The organism is Pseudomonas sp. IT-P171, from assembly GCF_949767765.1.
GTDB classification, from domain to species: domain Bacteria; phylum Pseudomonadota; class Gammaproteobacteria; order Pseudomonadales; family Pseudomonadaceae; genus Aquipseudomonas; species Aquipseudomonas fluorescens_B.
Map to the genome: position 1 here is coordinate 107,340 of NZ_CATKQN010000002.1, position 23,928 is coordinate 131,267.

20 protein-coding genes and 1 pseudogene are annotated in these 23,928 nt (G+C 61.6%); 17 read left to right on the plus strand and 4 right to left on the minus strand.

Annotated elements, in window-relative coordinates; all coding sequences use genetic code 11:
* Positions 1–31 precede the first annotated feature (31 nt).
* The 11 genes from ACM6I5_RS01675 (at position 32) to madM (ending at position 13,950) form a co-directional block, all read left to right on the plus strand.
* Positions 32–6,040 (plus strand): Hpt domain-containing protein, encoded by a 6,009-nt coding sequence (locus ACM6I5_RS01675; RefSeq protein WP_414883065.1) that lies wholly within the window; start codon positions 32–34, stop codon positions 6,038–6,040.
* Positions 6,033–6,488, plus strand: a complete 456-nt coding sequence (locus ACM6I5_RS01680) for a chemotaxis protein CheW (protein ID WP_017341261.1) — start codon at positions 6,033–6,035, stop codon at positions 6,486–6,488. The genes ACM6I5_RS01675 and ACM6I5_RS01680 overlap by 8 nt, the downstream gene beginning before the upstream one ends.
* A 250-nt stretch (positions 6,489–6,738) precedes the next feature.
* A complete protein-coding gene (gene mdcA / locus ACM6I5_RS01685) occupies positions 6,739–8,409 on the plus strand; it encodes a malonate decarboxylase subunit alpha (RefSeq protein ID WP_017341260.1) in 1,671 nt (556 codons plus the stop codon).
* A complete protein-coding gene (locus tag ACM6I5_RS01690; protein ID WP_414883067.1) occupies positions 8,409–9,266 on the plus strand; it encodes a triphosphoribosyl-dephospho-CoA synthase in 858 nt (285 codons plus the stop codon). The genes mdcA and ACM6I5_RS01690 overlap by 1 nt, the downstream gene beginning before the upstream one ends.
* A complete protein-coding gene (locus ACM6I5_RS01695) occupies positions 9,266–9,565 on the plus strand; it encodes a malonate decarboxylase subunit delta (protein WP_017341258.1) in 300 nt (99 codons plus the stop codon). The genes ACM6I5_RS01690 and ACM6I5_RS01695 overlap by 1 nt, the downstream gene beginning before the upstream one ends.
* Complete coding sequence (locus ACM6I5_RS01700) at positions 9,558–10,409, plus strand: biotin-independent malonate decarboxylase subunit beta (protein WP_017341257.1); 852 nt, start codon at positions 9,558–9,560, stop codon at positions 10,407–10,409. Before ACM6I5_RS01695 ends, ACM6I5_RS01700 begins: the two co-directional genes overlap by 8 nt.
* Entirely contained in the window at positions 10,406–11,209 is an 804-nt protein-coding gene (gene mdcE / locus ACM6I5_RS01705; protein WP_017341256.1) for a biotin-independent malonate decarboxylase subunit gamma, read from the plus strand. Before ACM6I5_RS01700 ends, mdcE begins: the two co-directional genes overlap by 4 nt.
* Positions 11,203–11,814: a malonate decarboxylase holo-ACP synthase gene (locus tag ACM6I5_RS01710; protein WP_414880167.1), complete on the plus strand. Its 612-nt coding sequence runs from the start codon at positions 11,203–11,205 to the stop codon at positions 11,812–11,814. Before mdcE ends, ACM6I5_RS01710 begins: the two co-directional genes overlap by 7 nt.
* A complete protein-coding gene (mdcH, locus tag ACM6I5_RS01715) occupies positions 11,811–12,722 on the plus strand; it encodes a malonate decarboxylase subunit epsilon (protein ID WP_414883068.1) in 912 nt (303 codons plus the stop codon). Before ACM6I5_RS01710 ends, mdcH begins: the two co-directional genes overlap by 4 nt.
* Before the next feature lie 65 nt (positions 12,723–12,787).
* A complete protein-coding gene (madL, locus tag ACM6I5_RS01720) occupies positions 12,788–13,180 on the plus strand; it encodes a malonate transporter subunit MadL (RefSeq protein ID WP_010466888.1) in 393 nt (130 codons plus the stop codon).
* A 5-nt stretch (positions 13,181–13,185) separates the two neighbouring features.
* Positions 13,186–13,950, plus strand: a complete 765-nt coding sequence (madM, locus tag ACM6I5_RS01725; RefSeq protein WP_084322497.1) for a malonate transporter subunit MadM — start codon at positions 13,186–13,188, stop codon at positions 13,948–13,950.
* A gap of 93 nt (positions 13,951–14,043) precedes the next feature.
* Here the strand turns inward: madM and ACM6I5_RS01730 are convergent, their stop codons facing one another.
* Positions 14,044–14,958 (minus strand): LysR substrate-binding domain-containing protein, encoded by a 915-nt coding sequence (locus tag ACM6I5_RS01730; protein WP_414883069.1) that lies wholly within the window; start codon positions 14,956–14,958, stop codon positions 14,044–14,046.
* A gap of 138 nt (positions 14,959–15,096) precedes the next feature.
* Between ACM6I5_RS01730 and trhA the strand changes: the two genes are divergently transcribed.
* Positions 15,097–15,714 (plus strand): PAQR family membrane homeostasis protein TrhA, encoded by a 618-nt coding sequence (gene trhA / locus ACM6I5_RS01735; RefSeq protein ID WP_414883070.1) that lies wholly within the window; start codon positions 15,097–15,099, stop codon positions 15,712–15,714.
* Positions 15,715–15,831, plus strand: a pseudogene (locus ACM6I5_RS01740) (metal ABC transporter ATP-binding protein); the annotation flags it as partial.
* Here the strand turns inward: ACM6I5_RS01740 and ACM6I5_RS01745 are convergent.
* Positions 15,828–16,736, minus strand: coding sequence for a LysR family transcriptional regulator (locus ACM6I5_RS01745; RefSeq protein WP_414883071.1), 909 nt, complete (start codon positions 16,734–16,736; stop codon positions 15,828–15,830). The pseudogene ACM6I5_RS01740 and the gene ACM6I5_RS01745 sit on opposite strands and share 4 nt — an antisense overlap.
* Before the next feature lie 107 nt (positions 16,737–16,843).
* On the opposite strand from ACM6I5_RS01745, the gene ACM6I5_RS01750 reads away from it, so the two are divergent.
* The 3 genes from ACM6I5_RS01750 to ACM6I5_RS01760 are packed head-to-tail and all read left to right on the plus strand — an operon-like array spanning position 16,844 to position 19,384.
* Positions 16,844–18,085: a D-amino acid dehydrogenase gene (locus tag ACM6I5_RS01750; protein WP_414883072.1), complete on the plus strand. Its 1,242-nt coding sequence runs from the start codon at positions 16,844–16,846 to the stop codon at positions 18,083–18,085.
* 18 nt (positions 18,086–18,103) lie between these two features.
* Complete coding sequence (locus tag ACM6I5_RS01755; RefSeq protein WP_414883073.1) at positions 18,104–18,454, plus strand: RidA family protein; 351 nt, start codon at positions 18,104–18,106, stop codon at positions 18,452–18,454.
* 27 nt (positions 18,455–18,481) lie between these two features.
* Positions 18,482–19,384: a transporter substrate-binding domain-containing protein gene (locus ACM6I5_RS01760; RefSeq protein WP_414883074.1), complete on the plus strand. Its 903-nt coding sequence runs from the start codon at positions 18,482–18,484 to the stop codon at positions 19,382–19,384.
* Positions 19,385–19,429: 45 nt separating this feature from the next.
* On the opposite strand, the gene ACM6I5_RS01765 is transcribed toward ACM6I5_RS01760, so the two are convergent.
* A complete protein-coding gene (locus ACM6I5_RS01765) occupies positions 19,430–20,149 on the minus strand; it encodes a 16S rRNA (uracil(1498)-N(3))-methyltransferase (RefSeq protein WP_414883075.1) in 720 nt (239 codons plus the stop codon).
* Positions 20,150–20,327: 178 nt separating this feature from the next.
* Complete coding sequence (locus tag ACM6I5_RS01770) at positions 20,328–21,734, minus strand: adenosylmethionine--8-amino-7-oxononanoate transaminase (protein WP_414883076.1); 1,407 nt, start codon at positions 21,732–21,734, stop codon at positions 20,328–20,330.
* Between the two features lie 223 nt (positions 21,735–21,957).
* On the opposite strand from ACM6I5_RS01770, the gene ACM6I5_RS01775 reads away from it, so the two are divergent.
* Complete coding sequence (locus tag ACM6I5_RS01775; protein ID WP_017341245.1) at positions 21,958–23,730, plus strand: flavin monoamine oxidase family protein; 1,773 nt, start codon at positions 21,958–21,960, stop codon at positions 23,728–23,730.
* The last annotated feature ends 198 nt before the right edge of the window (positions 23,731–23,928 follow it).

Here is a 23,928-nt window from a genome sequence, read left to right on the forward strand (position 1 = left end):
CACGGGCGTTCGAACGATGAACGGAGCAGTTATGGGTGATCGGCACGACTATGTGGCCCTGGAGTGGGTCAAAGGCGAGATTGCCGAAACGCTGAAAGTGGCTCACCAGGCGATTGAAACGTTGCTTGATGACCCTCAGGCGACGCACGCCCTCAGTGAATGTCTGGCGTGTATCCATCAGGTTCACGGCAGTTTGCAGATGGTAGAGTTTTACGGCGCGGCACTGCTCGCCGAAGAAATGGAGCAACTGGCCGCTGCCTTGCAACAGAACCGCGTCAGCCATCGCGACGAGGCCATTCACCTGTTGCTGCAAGCAATCGGTCAGTTGCCGATCTATCTCGACCGCGTACAAGGCGCGCGCCGCGACCTGCCGCTGGTGGTGCTGCCACTGATCAACGATCTGCGCAGCGCCCGCGGCGAAAGCCTGTTGTCGGAAACCAGCCTGTTCACTCCGCAGTTGCCGGAGCTGCCACCGCTGAATGAACAATCACTGGCGCGGCTGGAACCGGCGGACCTGCCAAACGTGTTGCGCAAATTGCGCCAGATGTTGCAGATGGCCCTGGTCGGGTTGCTGCGCGAGCAGGATGACGACACCCACCTCGGTTACCTGGCCAAGGTGTTTTCACGCCTCGAGGGGTTGTGTGGCAACGCGCCCCTCAGCCCGTTGTGGCAAGTCGCTTCGGCGCTGGTCGAAGGCATGCGCGGCGGTTCGATCGCCAACAGCCCGGCCCTGCGCAGCCTGTTCAAGGACGCCGACAAAGAGCTCAAGCGCCTGCTCGAGCAGGGCATGTCCGCGATCAATCAGCCGGCACCGCCGGAGTTGCTCAAGAGTTTGCTGTTCTACATTGCCAAGGCCGAACACCCCACCGGGCAGATGCTGACCATGAAAGATCGCTACGGATTGGACGACGCGTTGCCTGACAGCGCGATGGTCGACGAAGAACGGGCGCGGCTGGCGGGTCCTGACCGCGATGCCATGCGCTCGGTACTGGCGGCGCTGTGTGAAGAACTGGTTCGGGTCAAGGAGCGCCTGGACCTGTTCGTGCGCAGCGACCGTCAGCACACCTCGGACCTCGAAAGCCTGCTCGCACCGCTGCGACAGATCGCGGACACCTTGGCGGTGCTCGGTTTCGGCCAGCCGCGCAAGGTCATCATCGATCAACTGGCGGTGGTGCTGAGCCTTGCTCAAGGCCAACGCGAACCCAACGACGCGATCCTCATGGACGTCGCCGGGGCCTTGCTCTACGTCGAGGCGACGCTGGCCGGCATGGTCGGCACCGTGGAGCCGGAAAGTAGCCAGGAAGACAGCCGTCTGCCGACCACCGACCTGACGCAGATCCACCAGATCGTAATCAAGGAAGCGCGCATCTGCCTGCAGCAGGCCAAGGATATGATTGTCGATTACATCGACGCCGATTGGGACCGCCAGCATTTGCTACCGTTGCCGGACTTGCTGACCCAGGTGCGCGGTGCGCTGGCGATGATTCCGCTGAGCCGGGCCGCGAGCCTGATCGACGCCTGCAATCATTTCATCCGTGAGCATTTGCTGCTGGAACAGGGCCAGCCTGACTGGCAGGAACTGGACAGCCTGGCCGACGTCATCACCAGCCTCGAGTATTACCTTGAGCGCCTCAGCGACGATCCCGAAGCGGCCGGCGAACAGTTGCTCGACGTCGCGGAAAAAAGCCTCGCGTCACTGGGTGTCTTCCCCAGCGAGCAGCATGTACCGGTGCTTGAAGACGTGCTCAGCCCGAGCGAAGCGCAGGTCATGCAGGACTTGCAGGAACTGGATGATCCGGAAGTCGTCCAGACCCTGGCCGATGTGCTGGCCAACCCGGTCTCTGCGGTGAACCCGCCCGCGCTGAACACCCCTGGCAGCCTGTTGCCGCCGCCGGTGGGCGAAGCGCCGGTGGACGACGAGTTGCGCGAAGTCTTCCTTGAAGAAACCGATGAAGTCCTGGACATCCTTCGCGAATACCTGCCGCGCTGGTTGGCCTATCCCGACAACACAGCAGCCTTGAGCGAGTTGCGCCGAGCCTTCCACACGCTCAAGGGCAGTGGCCGGATGGTTCGCGCCTTGGTCCTGGGTGAATTGGCGTGGGCTGTGGAAAACCTGCTCAACCGTGTGCTGGAGCACAGCGTTGAGCCGGGCCAGGCCGTGCAACAACTGCTCGGCGACGTGTTGAACCTGCTGCCGGAACTGGTGGCCGAATTTGCCGACAATGCCCAGCGTCAGCGCAACGATGTCGACCAATTGGCCGCCCGCGCACATGCCCTCGCCAAGGGTGACGAGCCTTTGTCCGATGAAGACGTGCAGGACGTCGCGGCCCTCGATCCGCTGTTGCTGGAGATCTTCCGCAACGAGGCCGAAACCCATCTGGCCACCCTCAATCGCTTCCTCGAACAGGCCGCCGAACACGTGCCGTTGCAGGCCAGCGACGAATTGCAGCGAGCGCTGCACACCCTCAAGGGCAGCGCCTCGATGGCCGGCGTCCTGCCGATCGCCGAGCTGGCGACACCGCTGGATCACCTGGCCCGCGAGTACAAGGCGCACCTCATCGCCCTGGACCTCGACGAAGTCGAACTGCTGCTGGAAGCCGAAGGCGTGTTCCGCCTCGGGCTGCGTCAGCTCAAGGTCGATCCGCTGGCCGAGATTCCCGGTGCCCGTTCATTGATCGAGAGAACCCAGACGCTGCTGGCCGAGCGTCTGGAAGCGCTGTTGAGCACGCCGAGCACGGCGCTTCGAACCAAGCGCGATCCGCAGTTGATCAACAACTTCCTGGCCCAGGGCATGGACATCCTGCTGGATGCCGAAAGCCTGTTGCAGCGCTGGCAGCAACACCCCGGCGAACGTCAGGAACTCAGTGCACTGCTGGATGAATTGACCACCCTTGGCGAAGGGGCACACCTGGCGGATCTGCATCCGGTGGATGAGTTGTGCGAAGCCTTGCTGGATCTCTACGGTGCCGTGGAAGAAAGCAGCCTGGCGGTCAGCGACCGGTTTTTCCACGAGGCGCAAAGTGCTCACGAAGCGCTGATCAACATGCTCGACGAACTGGCAGCCGGCCAGGAAGTCAGCCCGCAACCGGAGCGCATCCGCGCCTTGCGCGGTTTGCTCGACGAGAGCCTCGACCCGTCGGCCATGGGCCTGATTCGCAGTGACGGCAGCCGCACCCTGAGCATTCGCGAACTGGGCAGCGTTACCGCCGAACTTGAAAACACAGTACCCCCTGTGGGAGCGAGCCTGCTCGCGATGGACGTCAACGATGACGCATTATTGCAGGATAAACGCGGCGCCTATGAATCCATCGCGAGCAGGCTCGCTCCCACAAAGGATCATGAGCTAGACGATGAGATTGTTTCGATCTTCCTCGAAGAGGCGGTGGACATCCTCGAAAGCGCCGGCCAGGCCCTGCAGCGCTGGCTGAACGACCCGGAAAACGCCGCGCCGCTGTTGTCCTTGCAGCGGGATATGCACACGCTCAAGGGGGGCGCGCGGATGGCCGAGGTCGAACCGGTCGGTGACCTCGCCCATGAGTTGGAAAACCTTTACGAAGGCCTTGTCGATCGCCGTTACAGCCACAGCGAGGCGTTGGCGCACCTGCTGCAACAAAGCCATGAGCGGCTGGCTCAGTTGCTTGAGCAATTACAGCACCAGAAACCGCTGGGTGATCCGGGCGAGCTGATCGACGCCATCCGCGAGTTCCGCCAAGGCAACGCCAACGCGCCTGAAACCGTCGAGGCTGCGCGAGCCGAGGATTCGCCAGGGCATGATCCTGAACTGTTGGAAATCTTTCTCGAGGAAGGTTTCGACATCATCGAAAACTCCGGCGCGGCGTTGGTGCGCTGGCAGGCAGAACCTTCCAATCGCCAGGAAATGGAAACCCTGCTGCGCGACCTGCACACCCTCAAGGGCGGTGCACGGATGGTGGAAATCGGCCCGATCGGCGACCTCGCCCATGAACTGGAATTTCTCTACGAAGGTTTGTCCGCCGGTACGCTGAAACCGACGGCAGCGCTGTTCGGGTTGTTGCAAAGCAGCCATGACCGACTGGCGCAGATGCTCGACGCCACCCGCGCCGGTCAACCGTTGCCGCCCGCTGATCGACTGATCGATGCGATCCGCAATTTCAGCCATCCGGAGGTGCCGGAAGCACCGGTTGCCGCAACGGTTGCACCCAAGGTCGAGCCACTTGCGCCACAAGTCGATGCCGGTGCCGACATGGTCAAGGTCTCGGCAGAATTGCTCGACGACCTGGTCAACCTGGCCGGGGAAACCTCGATCTTCCGTGGCCGCATCGAACAACAGGTCAACGATGCGCGCGTGGCGTTGAACGAGATGGAAACCACCATCGAGCGCATGCGTGATCAACTGCGCCGGCTCGATACCGAAACCCAGGGGCGGATTCTCAGCCGTCAGCAAGTCGACGCCGAGCGTTCGGATTACGAAGAATTCGACCCGCTGGAGATGGATCGTCACTCGCAGTTGCAGCAACTGTCGCGGGCGCTGTTCGAGTCCGCTTCTGACTTGCTCGACCTCAAGGAAACCCTCGACCGGCGCAACCAGGACGCGGAGAACCTGCTGCAACAGCAGGGCCGCATCAACACCGAATTGCAGGAAGGCCTGATGCGTACGCGCATGGTGCCGTTCGAGCGGATGTTGCCGCGTTTGAAACGCATCGTTCGCCAGGTTTCCAGCGAACTGGGCAAGGACGTGGAATTCATCGTCGGCAACGCCGAAGGCGAGATGGATCGCAACGTCCTCGAACGCATGGCCGCGCCGCTGGAACACATGCTGCGCAACGCCGTCGACCATGGCCTGGAATCCGCGGAGGTGCGCATCGCGGCCGGTAAACCGGCGCAAGGGCGGATCACCCTCGACCTGTCGCGCGAAGGCGGCGACATCATTTTCGACATCCGCGACGACGGCGCCGGTGTGCCATTGGACGCGGTACGGCGCAAGGCAATCAAGCGCGGTTTGCTGGCCCCGGACAGCGATATCAGCGACCGCGACGTGCTGCAATTCATCCTGCAACCGGGGTTCTCCACGGCGGAAAAAATCACCCAGATTTCCGGGCGTGGTGTGGGCATGGACGTGGTCCACGAAGAGGTGCGACAGCTGGGCGGCAGCATGAGCATCGACTCTGTGCCGGGGCAGGGCGTGCATTTCCGCATTCGGCTGCCGTTCACCGTGTCGGTCAACCGGGCGCTGATGGTGCAGTGCGGTGAGGACCAATATGCGATCCCGCTGAACACCATCGACGGTATCGTGCGGGTGCTGCCCAACGAACTCGAAGGGCATTACCGGCTCGATCCGCCGACCTACAAATACGCCGGGCAGCACTATGAACTGTGCTACCTCGGCGAACTGCTGAAAACCAGCACCCGCCCGAAACTGCTGGGCCAAAGCCTGCCGTTGCCGGTGTTGCTGGTGCAATGCAACGAACGGCACATCGCGGTGCAGGTCGATGCCATGGCCGGTACCCGGGAAATCGTGGTGAAAAGCCTCGGCCCGCAGTTTGCGGCGGTGCAGGGGTTGTCCGGGGCGACGATCCTCGGCGATGGCCGGGTGGTGCTGATTCTCGATCTGCTGGCGCCGATCCGCGCGATGCAGGCGCGGGTGCCGCAACAACCGCTGAGGCAGGACGCAGAATCCGAGCCGCACAAGCCGTTGCTGGTGTTGGTGGTCGACGACTCAGTCACCGTGCGCAAGGTCACCAGCCGTTTGCTCGAACGCCACGGCATGAACGTACTGACGGCCAAGGATGGCGTCGATGCCATGTTGCTGCTCGAAGAACACATGCCGGACCTGATGCTGCTGGACATTGAAATGCCGCGCATGGACGGTTTCGAAGTGGCGACCCAAGTGCGTGCGGACGAACGTTTGCAGCACTTGCCGATCATCATGATCACCTCGCGCACCGGCCAGAAACACCGCGACCGCGCCATGGCCATCGGCGTCAACGACTACCTCGGCAAGCCGTACCAGGAATCGGTGCTGCTCGAAAGCATCGCGCTGTGGAGCAAAACCCATGCTTGAACACCGCACCAGCAACCTCACCGGGCTGCTGCTGCCCCTGGCTGACCGCAATCTGATTTTGCCCAACGTGGCGATTGCAGAGCTGATCGACTATCAAGCGGGAGCGTTCGATCTCGATTCGCCGCCGTGGTATCTGGGGCGGGTAACGTGGCGGGACCGGCAGATTCCGTTGCTGAGTTTCGAGTCGGCCTGCGGGCAGAAAATCGTCATCGGCGAACGGGCGCGAATTGTGATTCTCAATGCGCTGGGGGGGCGGCCGGAGCTGAAATTCATGGCGTTGCTGGTGCAGGGGATTCCGCGGTCTTACAAGCTCGATAGCCAATTGAGCTATGTGGATGTGCCGCTGTGTGCGCTGGAGCAGGCGGCAGTGCAAGTGGGTGATCAAGTGGCCAAGGTGCCGGACTTGCTGGCGCTGGAGGAGTTGCTTGTGAGTGCCGGGCTCGCCTGATCGGCCCCTGTGGCGAGGGAGCTTGCTCCCGCTGGGGCGCGAAGCGGCCCCAAGACCTGCGACCGAGGTAAATCAGGTATACCGCGTGCAATGTTTTACGACTGCTTCGCAGCCGAGCGGGAGCAAGCTCCCTCGCCACAAGGGGAGTGTTCGTTACGGTGACCGTAACGATCCGTCTCTCTGCTTGATTGATGCCCCCCACCCAACACTCCTAAGGTGACCCCCACGACAGCGAACCCGTGGAGTGGTCATGACAACAACAATATCCCCCGACTCGCGATGGACGCGGCGGCGCAGCGAAAAGCAGCGGCGCCTCGAGTTGGTCAAGGGCCTGGCCGACGGTGTGGTCCTGCCCACCGACAACATCGTGGCGGCGCTCGAAGCGTTGATCCTGCCTGGCGACCGTGTGGTGCTGGAGGGCAACAACCAGAAGCAGGCGGATTTCCTTTCGCGCTCACTGGCAAAAGCCGATCCGACAAAGCTGCATGACCTGCACATGATCATGCCCAGCGTCGGACGCTCCGAACACCTGGACCTGTTTGAACGCGGCATCGCCCGCAAGCTCGACTTTTCCTTTGCCGGCACCCAGAGTCTGCGCATCAGCCAGTTGCTGGAAGACGGCCTGCTGGAAATCGGCGCGATCCACACCTACATCGAGCTCTACGCACGGTTGGTGGTGGACCTGATTCCCAACGTCGTGCTCTCCGCCGGTTTCATGGCCGACCGCGCCGGCAACATCTACACCGGCCCCAGCACCGAAGACACGCCGGCGCTGATCGAGCCGGCGGCGTTCAGCGACGGCATCGTCATCGTTCAGGTCAATCAGTTGGTGGACGACGTTACTGACTTGCCACGCGTCGACATCCCCGCCTCCTGGGTCGATTTCGTGGTGGTGGCCGACAAGCCGTTCTACATCGAACCGCTGTTCACCCGCGACCCCCGGCATATCAAGCCTGTGCACGTGCTGATGGCGATGATGGCGATCCGCGGGATCTACGAAAAACACAACGTCCAGTCGCTGAACCACGGCATCGGCTTCAACACCGCCGCCATCGAATTGATCCTGCCGACCTACGGCGAATCCCTCGGCCTCAAAGGCAAGATCTGCCGCAACTGGACGCTCAATCCGCATCCAACCCTGATTCCTGCCATCGAAAGCGGCTGGGTCGAAAGCGTGCATTGTTTCGGCACCGAACTGGGCATGGAAAACTACATCGCCGCGCGGCCGGACGTGTTCTTCACCGGTCGCGACGGCTCGCTGCGATCCAACCGAATGTTCAGCCAACTGGCCGGGCAATACGCGGTCGACCTGTTCATCGGTGCGACTCTGCAAGTCGATGGCGACGGCCATTCTTCCACCGTGACTCGTGGTCGCCTCGCCGGTTTCGGTGGTGCGCCAAACATGGGCCACGACCCGCGCGGTCGCCGACATGGCACTCCGGCCTGGCTCGACATGCGCCACGGTGACGCGCCGGAGCCCTTGCTCGAACGCGGCAAAAAACTCGTGGTGCAAATGGTCGAGACCTTCCAGGAAGGTGGCAAACCGACCTTCGTCGAAACCCTCGATGCGATTGAAGTGGCGAAGAAAAGCGGCATGCCGCTGGCGCCGATCATGATCTACGGCGACGACGTCACTCACCTGCTGACCGAAGAGGGCATCGCCTATCTGTACAAGGCGCGTTCGCTGGAAGAGCGTCAGGCGATGATCGCCGCTGTCGCTGGCGTGACCGTGATCGGCTTGCGTCACAACCCGAAAGACACCGCCCGCATGCGCCGTGAAGGCTTGATCGCCTTGCCCGAAGACCTCGGCATCCGTCGCACCGACGCCACCCGCGAATTGCTCGCCGCCAAAAGCGTGGCGGATCTGGTCGAGTGGTCCGGTGGCCTCTACAACCCGCCCGCCAAATTCAGGAGCTGGTAATGCACGCCTTCAACCTGCAACCGAAAACCTTAACCCTGGCCGAGCGGCTGGCGGACCTGGCGGTGGATGCGCTGATCGACGAAGCGGATTTGTCGCCGAAACCGGCGCTGGTCGATCGTCGTGGCAACGGCGCGCATACCGATTTGCACCTTGGGCTGATGCACGCTTCGGCGTTGTCGTTGTGGCCAGCGTTCAAGGAAATGGCGCAAGCGGCTATCGAAATTGGCGAAGTGGGTTTGCCGCTGCGTGAGGCCCTCGGCCGAGTTGGCCGGGAAGGGGAGCAAACGATGCTCGCCACCACCAATGGGGTGAATACCCACCGTGGCGCGATTTGGGCGTTGGGATTGCTGGCCGCGGCGGCGGCGCTTGAACCTGAGTCCAGGGGCCCAGGCTCGGTCACGTTGCGCGCCGCTCGCCTCGCGCTGTTCGACGATCGTTACGCTCCAAGGCCTCTGAGCCACGGTGCCCAAGTCGCCCGACGTTACGGCGCGCGCGGTGCCCGTGAAGAGGCGCAACTGGGCTTTCCTTCAGTGCTGCAACGCGCACTGCCGCAACTCAAAATCAGCCGCGCCGCCGGCCATGGTGAACAGAACGCCCGGCTCGATGCGTTGCTGGCGATCATGACTCAACTGAGCGACACCTGCGTGCTCTACCGCGCCGGCGAACACGGCCTGCACACCATGCAACTCGGCGCCCAGGCGGTACTCGATGCCGGCGGCAGCGCCAGCCTCGCCGGTCGTCGCCGTCTGCACGAACTGGACGAACAATTAATCGCATTGAATGCGTCGCCCGGCGGTGCAGCGGATTTACTCGCCGCCTGCCTGTTTATCGATCGCATCGAGTCCGGAGCTTTCTGATGGAAACCTTATCCTTTGAATTCCCCGCCGGGCAGCCGCCACGTGGCCGCACCCTGGTGGGTTGTGTCGGCTCTGGCGATCTGGAAGTGCTGATCGAACCGGGTCAGGCCGGCAAGCTGACCATCAAGGTGCAGACCTCGGTCAATGGCGCCGAACAACGCTGGCAGCATCTGTTTGCGCGGATGTTCGACGGCCAGGTCCCGCCAGCGATGGCCATCGATATCCACGACTTCGGCGCAACCCCCGGCGTGGTGCGCTTGCGTCTGGAACAAGGCTTTGAGGAGATCGGCCATGACTGACAGCGCAGACCTCCTGCATAAACACAGTTTCGTCGAACTCGGTGCGCGGCAACGGGCGAAAGCCTTGCTCGATGCCGGCACCTTCCGCGAATTGCTCGACCCGTTCCAACGGATCATGTCGCCGTGGTTGTCGCGTCAGGGCGTGGTGCCGCAAGCCGATGACGGCGTGGTGATTGCCAAGGGCAGCATCGGCGGTATGCCGGTGGTTATCGCGGCGATCGAAGGCGCGTTTCAGGGCGGCAGCCTCGGCGAAGTCGGCGGGGCGAAGATTGCCGGCGCGCTGGAACTGGCTGCCGAAGACAACCGCAACGGGATTCCGACCCGCGCCGTGTTGTTGCTGGAAACGGGCGGCGTGCGGTTGCAGGAAGCCAACCTCGGGCTGGCGGCGATTGCCGATATTCATGCGGCGATCGTCGATTTACGCCAGTACCAACCCGTTGTCGGCGTCGTGGCCGGCAGCGTGGGCTGCTTTGGCGGGATGTCGATTGCCGCCGGGTTGTGCAGCTATTTGCTGGTGACCCAGGAAGCGCGTCTTGGCCTGAACGGTCCACAAGTGATCGAACAGGAAGCGGGGCTTGAGGAGTACGACTCCCGCGACCGTCCTTTCATCTGGAGCCTGACCGGCGGCGAGCAACGTTTTGCCAGCGGTCTGGCGGATCGTTTTGTGGCTGACGACGTGGCGCAGATTCAGCAGCAGGTCAGTGAGTTGCTTGAACAAGGCCTGCCAGCGCAACAACGCAGTCGTCAGGCCGATCTGTTCCTGCAACGGCTGGCCCGTCTGGACGCCACGCCGCAAATCGATCCGGCGACGGTTCGCGATCTGTATCAAGGAGAGCGCTCATGAATTCGTATTCCCTGAGAGGTTTGAGCTGGTTCAATGCCTTGAGTGCGGGCGCGACACCAGTCGAAGGTTTGCCTGCTTCGTTGAAGGTGGCCGACGGTGTGTTGGGTGATCAGTCGGTTCGGTTCATTGCGGTGGTGGCGGATCCCGACAACCGCTTTGTCCGCGCTCGCAACGGCGAGGTGGGTTTGCTGGAAGGCTGGGGTTTGGCCAGGGCGGTGGATGAAGTCATCACGGCTGACGTTGATAAACCGCACAAGCGCGCCGTGATCGCGATCATCGATGTGCCGAGTCAGGCCTACGGTCGGCGCGAAGAAGCACTCGGCATTCATCAGGCACTGGCCGCTGCGGCAGACAGTTATGCCCGTGCCCGATTGGCTGGCCACGCGGTGATCGGTTTGCTGGTGGGCAAGGCAATGTCCGGGGCATTCCTGGCCCATGGGTATCAGGCCAATCGGTTGATCGCGCTGCGTGATCCAGGCGTTATGGTGCATGCGATGGGCAAGGCTTCGGCGGCGCGGGTGACCTTGCGCAGCGTCGAAGAGCTGGAAGCGCTGGCTGCCAGCGTGCCACCGATGGCGTATGACATCGACAGCTACGCCAGTCTGGGTTTGCTTTGGGAAACCTTGTCGGTTGAACAGATCGAGCAGCCGACGGCCGCCGATCTGGCGCGTGTGACTGAGTGCCTGGGCCTGGCGATTGGCGATGTCGCCGCAAGCGGTCGCGATTTGAGCGGCCGCTTGGGTGCGAGCAATCGCGCGGCCTCGAGCAACGTTCGCCAACTGCTGAGAGAGCAGTGGTGAATACCTTTCTGGCCCACGACCTGCTCTGGGGCATGACCCCAGAGCAGCTGCCGGTGGACGCGCCTGCGTGGGTGGTCGAGTCGATCAGCGCGGGTCAGCCGGTGGTGGTTCGGCGTGCGTTGAGTGCGCCGGATTTCATCGCGGTCGGGGTGCGTGGGCGGTTACGTGAACAGCGCTTTGCAACAGTGATGTCGATCGATACGATTTCGCGTCGCGTCACACCCGAAGCACTTTGTCATGTCTCGATTGACCGGGATTTGCCGGCAGTCCACGCCCTCACTCAGCTGCGGCCACTGCTGGATGATTATGGTTGGGCGTGGGGCGTCAGCGGCAGCGCCGGGTTTGAATTGGCCAGCGGTTTTCAGGCCTTGCATGAGCGCAGCGATCTCGACTTGATCCTGCGCACGCCGCAACCGCTCGACCGATTGAAAGCGCAGGCGCTGGTGAAGATTCTGGACGCGGCTGTGTGCCAAGTGGACATGCAGTTGCAAACGCCTTTCGGCGCCGTCGCCCTGCGCGAATGGGCCGGTCCTGCCCGTCGGGTTTTGCTGAAAAACGCCCGCGAGGCCTGCCTGGTCATTGATCCGTGGGAGCAAGCAGCGTGAGCAGTTTGCTGGTGTTCCCCGGCCAGGGCGCGCAGCAGCCGGGCATGCTCCATCGTTTGCCTCGCGAAACGGTGAACGAGGCGAGTAACGTGCTCGGTGAAGAGGCGTTGCTGCTGGATTCTGCCGAAGCGTTGAAGTCGACACGGGCGGTTCAGCTTTGCCTGTTGATCGCGGGTGTCGCCGCGTCGCGCCAGTTATCCATGGCGCCGGATTACGTGGCGGGATTGTCCATTGGCGCCTATCCGGCGGCTGTGGTGGCGGGTGCCTTGGGTTTCAGCGATGCGTTGCATCTGGTCAGCCTGCGCGGTGAACTGATGCAGCAGGCTTATCCACAGGGCTACGGCATGACCGCGATCATCGGCCTCGATTTGTCCACAGTGGAAGGCTTGCTGGCGCAGGTTCACAGCGTCGACACGCCGGTTTACCTGGCCAACATCAATGCCGATAACCAGGTGGTGATTGCCGGCAGCGACGGCGCGATGAAAGCCGTCGCCGAGCTGGCAAAAGGTCGCGGTGCAGGCCTGGCCAAACGACTCGCCGTCAGTGTGCCGTCGCATTGCCCACTGTTGGATGCGCCCGCTAAAACGCTGGCGGATGCATTCGCCAAGGTGTCGCTGAAAACGCCGGCTCTGGGTTACCTCAGTGGCAGTCGCGCCCGGCCAATCATCAATGCCGAAGCCTTGCGCGATGACCTCGCTTTTAACATGTGCCGCGTCGTCGATTGGCGTGGCACCGTGCAAAGCGCCTACGAGCGCGGCGTACGTCTGCAGATTGAACTGCCGCCCGGCGCGGTGCTGACCGGGCTGGCGCGCCGGGTGTTCGAGCAGGGCACCGTGATTGCCTTCGACGGTGCTCGCCTCGATACCTTGCAGGCGCTGTTGCGTGAGGAGGGAAGCCGCCAACCCTAGACCATCGACTCAAGCCTTCGAACAACAAAAACAACATTCGACGATGCACTTTGAGGACAACAACAATGATTATTTACGGTGTGGCGTTTCTCGCCTTTTGTACCCTGGTGGGTATTTTTGTCGGTGAACTGCTCGGCAAGCTGATTGGTGTACCGGCCAACGTTGGCGGTGTAGGTATTGCGATGCTGCTGTTGATCGGCCTCGGCAGTTACCTGAATAAAAGTGGTTGGTTCAAAGGCAAGACAGAGCAGGGCGTGGAGTTCTGGAGCGCAATTTATATCCCGATCGTCGTCGCCATGGCGGCACAACAAAACGTCTATGGCGCACTCAAGGGTGGGCCGATGGCGATCCTGGCGGGGACGGCAGCGGTGGTTATCGCCTTTGCCTTGGTGCCGGTGCTGGTACGCATCGGCAACAAGGAACCCGCCTCGGTCATTCCTCCGAAGACGGTAGGGTGATCGCCATGTACGAATCGATGATGAAGGTAATTACCGGTTACGGCCTGATCAGCGGCTTTCTGATTGTCGGCGTGACCATGTGGGTGTCCTACTGGATTTCCAATACATTCACCAAAGGTCGCCTGCACGGCTCGGCCATCGCCATTCTGCTGGGGTTGTTGTTGTCTTATATCGGGGGCGCGCTGACCGGTGGCCAGAAAGGCGTGGTGGACATTCCGTTGTTGTCGGGCATCGGCCTGCTGGGCGGCGCCATGTTGCGTGATTTCGCGATTGTCGCCACGGCGTTCGGTGTCAGTGTCGATGAGCTCAAGCGTGCCGGTTTTGTCGGTGTGCTGGCGTTGTTCGTCGGCGTCGGAACATCGTTCATAGCCGGTGTCGCGGTGGCGATGGCGTTCGGTTACACCGATGCGGTGAGCTTGACTACCATCGGTGCTGGCGCGGTGACGTACATCGTCGGACCGGTGACCGGGGCAGCGATTGGTGCGAGTTCCGAGGTCATGGCGCTGTCGATTGCGGCGGGGCTGATCAAAGCCATCCTGGTGATGGTGATGACGCCGTTCGTGGCCCCGATGATCGGGCTGAACAACCCGCGCAGTGCGGTGATTTTCGGCGGATTGATGGGCACCTCCAGCGGTGTGGCCGGCGGTTTGGCCGCCACGGATCCGAAACTGGTGCCGTATGGTTGCCTGACGGCGGCGTTCTACACCGCCCTAGGCTGTTTACTTGGGCCGTCGCTGTTGTATCTGATCATGCGCGGGTTGATGGGCTGACATTTTCGGACGCCTTCGCGAGCAAGCCTGCTCTCACATTGGAATGCATTCTCCTGTGGGGGCGGGCTTGCTCGCGAAGGCCGCGCCGCGGTTTCAAATCTGGCGATTGGCATACATCCGACACTCCGCCAACAACGCCAGCAGATTCGGATCGCGCTCCTTGGCTTTCAAAAACACTACGCCGATGTGCTGCTGCAACCGATACTTTTCCTGCAACGGAATCAGCTTCACACGGTTCTCATACACCGCCGCAATCCGCCCCGGCAGCAACGCATAACCCACCCCGGAACTGACCATGCTCAGCAGGGTGAAAATGTCGTTGACCTGCATCGCCACCTTCGGCTCGAACCCCGCTTGCTTGAACACCCGATTGCCATCCTGGTGCGTGGCGAAGCCTTGGGTCAGGGTGATGAACGTCTCGTCGCGGACCTCGGCCAGATCCACTTCGGTGCGTTGGGCAAACTTCGAGTCTGCCGGGGTCGCCAGGAAGATGTCATCGGAAAACAACGGAATCTGCTCGCAATCCGGGTCGTTCACGCTGTCGTCCAAAGACACCAGGATCGCATCGACTTCCATGTTCTTGAGTTTGTACAACAGATCGAAATTCGAACCGAGGATCAAGTCGATGTTGAGTTCGCTGCGGCGGATTTTCAAACCCATGATCAGTTGCGGCACGGTCTTTACCGTCAGCGAATACAGCGAGCCCAACTTGAAGCGTTCAGCGGAAAATCCAGCGGCTTCGCGGGTCAGGCGCACGGTTTCGACCACGTCCTGAATCAGCTTCTGCGCTCGCTCTTCCAGCACATAAGCGCTTTCCAGCGGCGTCAGGTTGCGCCCTTCATGTTTGAACAGCGGACAACGCAGGGCGCTTTCCAGGGAATGGATCGCCCGATGCACGCTGACGTTGCTGGTTTGCAACTCGGCGGCGGCGCGAGCCAGATTGCCGGAGCGCATGAAGGCGAGGAACACCTCGAGTTTTTTCAGGGTCAACTCTTCGTCTATCAGCATGGGCCGGACTCTTATTCGAATGGCTCGATTGTGCACGTATGTGGGTTCTTGGGGGATTTGTGTTTTGAAACATTGCGCTTTTAACCTTCAGGCGTGAGCCTTACGCGAAGTTGCAACGAATCTTGAGGTGAGCAACACATGTATCACGGGGAACGATTGAACGCCTGGACGCATTTGGTCGGTGCGGTGGCAGCGATGGTCGGGGTGGTGTGGATGCTGGTGATTGCCAGCATGGACGGCAGCCCGTGGAAGATTGTCAGCGTGGCGATTTACGGATTTACCTTGATGGTGCTTTACAGCGCATCGACCGTTTACCACAGCGTGCGCGGGCGCAAGAAAGCGATCATGCAGAAGGTCGATCACTTTTCGATCTATCTGTTGATCGCCGGCAGTTACACGCCGTTCTGCCTGGTAACCCTGCGCGGGCCGTGGGGCTGGACCTTGTTCGGGATTGTGTGGGGGCTGGCGTTGATCGGCATCCTGCAGGAGATCAAGCCGCGTTCGGAAGCGCGGATTCTGTCGATCGTGATTTACGCGGTGATGGGCTGGATCGTGCTGGTGGCGGTGAAGCCTTTGCTGGCGGCGCTGGGCAGCACAGGTTTTGCCTGGCTGGCATCGGGCGGCGTGTTGTACACCGTGGGCATTATCTTTTTTGCGCTGGACAGTCGTTTGCGCCATGCCCACGGGATCTGGCATCTGTTCGTGATCGCCGGGAGTCTGCTGCACTTCGTGGCGATTATGTTTTATGTCTTGTAGATCGCACCGCAGCTATATGAAAAACCTGTGGGAGCGAGCCTGCTCGCGAAAGCGCCAGGTCAGTCGACATCATCGCTGACTGATCCACCGCATTCGCGAGCAGGCATGCTCCCTCAGTGGCACAGGCGGTCCAGTTGTGCCTGCGCCCGTCGGCTGAACACCTGCAACAGGTCGCTCAAGGTATGGGGCGGCGGTTCGTCGGCGCGAGTCACCGCATACAACGTGATCGGTAACGCGGGTGCCAGAGGTCGAATCGCCGTGGTGGCGGGGGACGCGCCTAGCGCGGTAAACGGATCGATCACCGCCAGCCCGGCACCGGATTCAACCATCGCCCGCGCCAGCGAATAGGTCTGCACGGCGATGCGAACCCGTGGTGGCGGCTCGACCGCCTCAAGGTAGCTGTCGAGCCTGGCCGCCAGCGGGTCGGCGCTGGACAGGCCAATCAGCGGCGCACCGGCCAGTTCGATCAATGGCAACGGTTGGCCCAAGGCGTCGTCGGTCCAATAGCCCAACGGCGCCAGCGCCACCAACACCCCGCAGGCCAGGGGCTGCGCCTTCAGGCCCGGATGATCCGGAGGTTGCAACGTCAGCGCGACATCCACTTCGCGCATCAACAAATTCTGCATCAACTCACGGCTGTGGGCGCTCGACAGCTCGCAGACAATGTCCGGGTAGCGTTGCGTCCACTCGTTGATGGCCGGCGGCAGCAGCGACAAGGCCAGCGCCGGGATCGCGCCGATCCTCACGCTGTGACCCGGCTCGCGACGCAGGCTCTGGGCCAGACGTCGCACGCCTTGCAGGCTTTCGGTGACCTTGTCGACTTCGCGCTCAAGCTCCAGCGCTTCGGGCGTGGCCTGCAATTTACCGCGCACCCGCAGAAATAACGGGAAGCCCAGTTGCTGCTCGGCGTGTTGCAGCACTTTGCTCACCGCCGGCTGCGACACGTGCAGCAACTGCGCGGCGCCACTGACCGAACCGGTCTGGCGAATGGCCTGGAAAATCTCGATGTGTCGCAGTCGCATGGCAAGTCCATAACCTTTGTTTATGGGTCAGGCATCTTTATGCATTGTTCAAGGTCTGTCACCTGGTCCTAACCTGAAGCCTGTTTCAACAACGGTTAAGGACAGACATGGCTCAGCGGGTTTGCATCATCGGTGGCGGCGTCATCGGCCTGACGACGGCTTACGCACTGGTTCGCGACGGCATCGACGTGACGCTGATCGAAGCCCGGGATTCGCTGGGCAGCGAGACCAGTTTCGCCAACGGCGGCCAGTTGTCCTACCGTTACGTCGCGCCTCTGGCCGATGCCGGTGTGCCGTTGCAGGCGCTTGGCTGGATGCTGCGCGGTGACTCGCCGCTGAAGTTGCGTCCGCGCCTGGACCCGGCGCAATGGCGTTGGATGGCGTCCTTCCTGGCGGCGTGCCGTCGTTCTGTGAATCAGCGCAACGGCGCGCACCTGCTGCGTCTGGCGCTGCTGAGCCAGTCCACGCTGCAAGGCTGGCGGGACGAAGACCGTCTCGACGGCTTCGCCTGGCGGCGCAACGGCAAACTGGTGACGTTTCGTGAAGCCGCGAGTTTTGAGCATGCGCGCCATGGCCTGGCCGATCCGCAACAGCAGCACGTGCTGTCGCGTGCCGAATGCGCACAGTTGGAGCCTGCGCTTGCCGAGGCGCCGTTTGTGGGCGCGATTTATACGCCCGACGAAGAAGTCGCCGATTGCCATGCTTTCTGCCAGCAACTGCTGGCTCGGCTCCAGGCGTCGGGGCGTTGCGAGTTTTTGCTGGGACGCAAGGTCACCGGCATTCGCCACGCGGATGGCGCGGTGCAGGCTGTAGAAATGGGTTCGCACGTGCTGCCGGTCGAGCAACTGGTGATCGCCGCCGGTCATCGCAGTCCGGCGCTGGCGCTGCCCGGCATGCACCTGCCGCTGTATCCGCTCAAGGGCTACAGCCTGACCTTGCCCGTGCGCACCGAACATCGCGCGCCGGAGCTGAGCATCACCGATTACAACCGCAAGATCGTTTATGCCCGCATCGGTGATCAACTGCGCGTGGCGGCGATGGTCGACATCGTCGGTTTCGACCCGGCGCTCGACCCCAAACGTCTGGCGCTGATCAAGCGCCAGGCGCAGGAAACCTTACCCAATGCCGGCGATTACACCGCCGCCATCGAATGGGCCGGCATGCGCCCGGCCACCCCCAGCGGCGTACCGTTGATCGGGGCCACGGCGTATCGCAACCTGTGGCTCAACCTGGGCCATGGCGCCCTGGGTTTTACCCTGGCTTGCGGCAGCGCCCGGTTGCTCAGCGAGTTGATCGCCCGGCGCGCACCCTCGATTGAAATGCAGGGCCTCGCCCCCCGCGTCGCCTGACTTGAAAAGGAAAAACCGATGAGCATCAACCGTATCAACAGCAACAGCCGGCTCTCTGGCGCGGTGATCTTTGGCGATCTGGTGTTTCTCTCGGGACAGGTTCCGGGTGACAGCCTCGACGTCACTGGCCAAACCGCCGAGGTGCTGGCGAAGATTGATGCGTTGCTGGCCGAAGCTGACAGCGACAAGGATCATCTGCTCAACGCGACCATTTACCTGAACGACATTGGCCGCGACTTTGCCGCCATGAATGAGGTCTGGTCGCAGTGGCTGTCACCGGGCAAAGCGCCAACCCGCACGACTTTGCAGGCGCAACTGGCCCGTCCCGAGGTCCTGGTAGAAATCACCGTGATCGCAGCGCGCCGCTAATCACTCAACCCACAACGGAGAATAACAATGCAAAAAAACACGTTGATCGGCTGTACCCTCGGTCTGCTGCTCGCCAGTCAGGTCCAGGCCAACGAAACGCCACTGACCGGTACGCTGAACAAGGTTGCCAATGCCAAGAGCATCACGCTGGGCTATCGCGACGCGTCGGTGCCGTTCTCCTACGTGGGTGATCACACGGGGCAGCCGATGGGCTATTCGGTGGACCTGGCGAGCAAGATTGTCGAGCGCATCAAGCAAAAGCTTGAACTGCCGGATCTGCAGGTGAAGTACAACCTGGTGACCTCGCAAACGCGCATTCCGCTGGTGCAGAACGGCACGGTCGACCTTGAGTGCGGCTCCACCGGCGTGACCGCCGAGCGCATGCAGCAAGTGGCGTTTTCCTACGGGTTTATCTACGTGAAGGGTCAGTTGCTCACGGCGAAGGACAGCGGCATCAAGAGTTTCGCTGACCTGCGCGGCAAGAACGTCGTGACCACCGCGGGCACAACGAATGAACGGTTTCTGAAGAGCTACAACGTCGATCACAAGATCGATATGTTCGTGATCAGCGCCAAGGACCATGGCGAGGCTTTCCAGATGCTGCAGTCGGGTCGGGCGGCGGCGTTCTATATGGACGACGCGCTGCTCTATGGTGAACGAGCGAAGGCCCGCGATCCGCATAAGTGGGTGGTGGTGGGTGAGGAGCAGTCGCGGGAAATCTACAGCTGCATGGTGCGCAAGGATGATCCGCAGTTCCTGGCACTGGTCAACTCCACACTGGCCGACCTGTACAGCTCAGGGGAAATCAACGGCATCTACAACCGCTGGTTCCAACAGCCGATCCCGCCCAAAGGCTTGAACCTGGAATTCCCGATGACCAGCGAGCTGAAAGCCATCATCGCCAAACCGGTGAGTGATCCGGTGCAGTAGTTGCGGACAGATCGTTCCCACGTGGAGCGTGGGAACGATCAGAACCTAGAAGTCGCCCCACAGTTGTTGCGCCACCGCTAACGCCACGACGGGTGCGGTTTCGGTGCGCAATACGCGAGGACCGAGGCGGGCGGCGTGAAAACCGCCAGCCTTGGCCTGCTCGACTTCAGCGTCGGACAACCCGCCCTCAGGCCCGATCAGAAACGCCAAGGTTGTCGGTTTGGCATGACTCACCAACGGCTCAGCCACCGGATGCAGCACCAGTTTCAACTCAGCCTCGGTCTGCTTCAACCAGTCCGCCAGCAACAGCGGCGGATGAATCACCGGCACCCGTGAACGCCCGCACTGCTCGCACGCGCTGATCGCCACCTGGCGCCAATGCAGCAGGCGCTTGTCGGCGCGCTCGTCCTTCAGCCGGACTTCGCAGCGGTCGCTGAAGATCGGGGTGATTTCAGTCACGCCCAGTTCAGTGGCTTTCTGAATCGCCCAATCCATCCGCTCGCCACGGGACAAACCCTGGCCGAGATGGATCGCAAGCGGTGATTCGACCTGACCGGTGAAGCTTTCATCGATCTGCACCACCACGCGCTTCTTGCCAACCTCCACCAGCGTGGCGCGAAACTCATGGCCCGAGCCGTCGAACAATTGCAGCACATCGCCCTCGGCCATGCGCAGCACGCGGCTGATGTAATGGGCCTGGGCCTCGGGCAACTCGTGCTCGCCGGTGCTCAGGGGGGCGTCGATAAAGAAGCGGGACAGTCTCATGCTGGGTCTCTACTGAATCAGTAAGTTGGATCAAGTCGCAAATGTGGCTGGTTTTTTGTGGCGAGGGAGCTTGCTCCCGCTGGACTGCGCAGCAGTCCTCTTCTTTCCAGGGATAAGCGGGGCCGCTTCGCGACCCAGCGGGAGCAAGCTCTCTCGCCACAGGGGTTCTCGGTGACTTCTAGCCCGGATCACGGAAGTCGGGATGGAAGTCTTTCGGCACCGAGACGCTCACGCTATTGCGGGTCGCAATGTCGATCCCTTCACTGGCCACTTCCGCGAGGAAGTCGATCTGCTCCGGCGTGATCACGTAAGGCGGCAGGAAATACACCACGCTGCCCAACGGTCGAAGTAAAGCACCTCGTTCCAGTGCATGCTGGAACACCTTCAAGCCACGACGTTCCTGCCACGGGTAAGCTTCCTTGGTTGCCTTGTCCTTGACCATCTCGATGGCCAGCACCATGCCGGTCTGGCGCACTTCCGAGACGTTCGGGTGATCGACCAGGTGCGCAGTGGAGGAGGCCATGCGCTGGGCCAACGCCTTGTTGTTTTCGATGACGTTGTCTTCTTCGAAGATATCCAGCGTCGCCAAGGCCGCCGCGCACGCCAGCGGGTTACCGGTGTAGCTGTGGGAATGCAGGAAGGCGCGCAGGGTCGGGTAGTCGTCGTAGAAAGCGCTGTAGACGTCTTCGGTCGTCACGCAGGCCGCCAGCGGCAGGTAACCGCCGGTCAGGGCCTTGGACAGGCAGAGGAAGTCCGGGCGGATGCCAGCCTGTTCACAGGCAAACATGGTCCCGGTGCGGCCGAAGCCGACGGCGATTTCGTCGTGGATCAGGTGCACGCCATAACGGTCGCACGCTTCACGCAGCAGCTTCAAATAAACCGGGTGATACATGCGCATGCCGCCGGCGCCCTGAATCAGCGGCTCGACGATCACCGCCGCGACGGTGTCGTGGTTCACGGCCAGCGTCTGCTCCATGGCGGCGAACATGTTGCGCGAATGCTCCTCCCAGCTCATGCCCTCAGGGCGCAGGTAGCAATCGGGGCTTGGCACCTTGATGGTGTCCAGCAGCAGCGCCTTGTAGGTCTCGGTGAACAGCGGCACGTCGCCCACCGACATCGCCGCCATGGTCTCGCCGTGATAGCTGTTGGTCAGGGTGACGAAGCGCTTCTTGTTCGGCTGGCCGCGGTTGAGCCAGTAGTGAAAGCTCATTTTCAGCGCGACTTCGATGCAGGACGAACCGTTATCGGCGTAGAAGCATCGGGTCAGGCCTTCGGGCGTCATCTTCACCAGACGCTCGGACAACTCGATGACCGGCTGATGGCTGAAACCGGCGAGGATCACGTGCTCCAGCTGATCGACCTGATCCTTGATGCGCTGGTTGATGCGCGGGTTGGCGTGGCCAAACACGTTGACCCACCAGGAACTGACGGCATCGAGGTAGCGTTTGCCTTCGAAGTCTTCCAGCCACACGCCTTCACCGCGCTTGATCGGGATCAGCGGCAACTGTTCGTGGTCTTTCATCTGGGTGCAGGGATGCCACAACACCGCGAGATCGCGTTGCATCCACTGATTGTTCAGGCCCATGTTCAGTCTCCTCGAGGCGATCCGCCGACAGGCGCGGACATACAATCGCGCAAGCCTATGCAATGCATCGCGCGGGAACAACCCATTGTGTCGATTGAGCTACTTTGTATAGGGCGATAGACGTCGCTGGCGGCCCAATGATGGCTAACGTATTCTTCGCGGTTCTTTGAGTCGTCTGACTCGCAAAACCGTTTTTCCTACGTGTATTTCCGGAGTTCGCTGAATGTCTGCTGGTTGGCTGCGCGCCTGTGCGCTGGTGATGTTGGGGCTGTTCAGCGTGTCTGCGCTGGCCAAGGATAAAACAGCGATCGTGATCGGCGGCGGGCTTTCGGGCCTGACGGCGGCATACGAACTGCAGAACAAAGGCTGGCAAGTCACGCTGCTGGAAGCCAAACCGAGCCTGGGCGGCCGCTCCGGCATGGCCACCAGCGAGTGGATCGGCAACGACAAGACCCAGCCGGTGCTGAACAAATACGTTTCGACATTCAAGCTGAGCACTACGCCGGCACCGGAATTCGTGCGCACGCCGAGCTACCTGATCGACGGCGTGTATTACACCGCCGCTGATCTGGCGACCAAGGAACCGGCCACCAGTGACGCGCTCAAGCGTTACGAAAAGACGCTGGACGATCTGGCGCGCTCGATCGAAGACCCGCAGAACCCGGCCGCGACCAGCACGCTGCATGCCCTGGATCAGATCAACGTCTCCAACTGGCTTGATCGACTGACGTTGCCCGCCACGGCTCGGCAGTTGATCAATCAGCAAATTCGTACCCGTTATGACGAACCTTCGCGCCTGTCGCTGCTGTACTACGCACAACAGAGCCGGGTTTATCGCGGTGTGTCCGATCGTGACCTGCGCGCTTCGCGCCTGCTCGGCGGCAGTCCGGTGCTGGCTCAAGCCTTCGTCAAACAGCTGAAAACCATCAAGACCAGCTCCCCGGTCTCGGCCATTATCCAGGACAAGGATGGCGTGACCGTCAAAGTCGGCAGCGTTGGCTATCAGGCTGACTACGTCGTGGTCGCCGTGCCATTGCGCGCCCTGAACAAGATCCAGATGACCCCGGCGCTGGATGCCCAGCACTTGGGCGCGATCAAAGGCACCAACTACGGTTGGCGCGACCAGATCATGCTGAAGTTCAAGACGCCGGTATGGGAAAGCAAGGCGCGCATGTCCGGCGAGATCTACAGCAACACCGGCCTGGGCATGTTGTGGGTCGAGCCAGCCCTGAAGGGTGGTGCCAACGTGGTGATCAACCTGTCCGGCGACAATGCGCGGGTGATGCAGGCCTTCGGCGACAAGCAGATGGCCGATCAGGTACTGATTCGTCTGCACGCATTTTATCCACAGGCACGCGGTTCGTTCACCGGTTATGAAATCCGCCGCTACAGCACCGATCCGTCGATGGGCGGCGCTTACCTGGCCTTCGGCCCGGGCCAGATCAGCAAGTACTGGCGCCTGTGGGAACGTCCGCTGCAACGCGTAGCGTTCGCTGGCGAACATACCGACACCTTGTACCCAGGCACGCTGGAGGGCGCATTGCGCACCGGTCAGCGCGCAGCCAGTCAGGTTGAAGACCTGGCGGCAGGCAAGTCGTTTGAACCGGCGAAAGTGGTTCCGGCAGCGACAGCTGTTGCGGCCGGTGCAGTGGCGGCGAAGAAGGGCAACTTCTTCAGCAATCTGTTTGGTGGATCCTCCGATGAAGACAAGAAGCCGGAACCGGTCAAGGCTCCCGAGCCGGTAACACCGCCAGCACCGACACTCGCTCCAGTGCCAACCCCGGCGCCTGCGCCAGTGGAAGCGCCGAAGCCTGCCGCACCGGTAAAAGCCGAGCCAGCCAAGAAGGCTCCGGCCAAAGCGCCGGCGAAAAAGCCCGCTGCCAAAACCGACGCCAAAAAAGCCCCGGCCAAGGCGCCTGTGAAGAAAGCTGAACTGGCGAAGAAACCAGCGACCAAGCCCGCTGCGACCGCGGCGACAGATACCAAGGCGCAGTAAGCTTCGGGATTAAAGAAACGCGGCAGAAATGCCGCGTTTTTTTTTGCCTGAAGAAAAGAACGAATAAATCTCATGGCGCAGGTGTTCTTGGTTCGGACGTCATCATTTCTCACTCAGTGGTCTTTAATCTTTCCTTAACTCACCCATTTCAGACTCTTGATCGTATTTCTCGATATTTCAAAGCGAAATTTTCCGCTT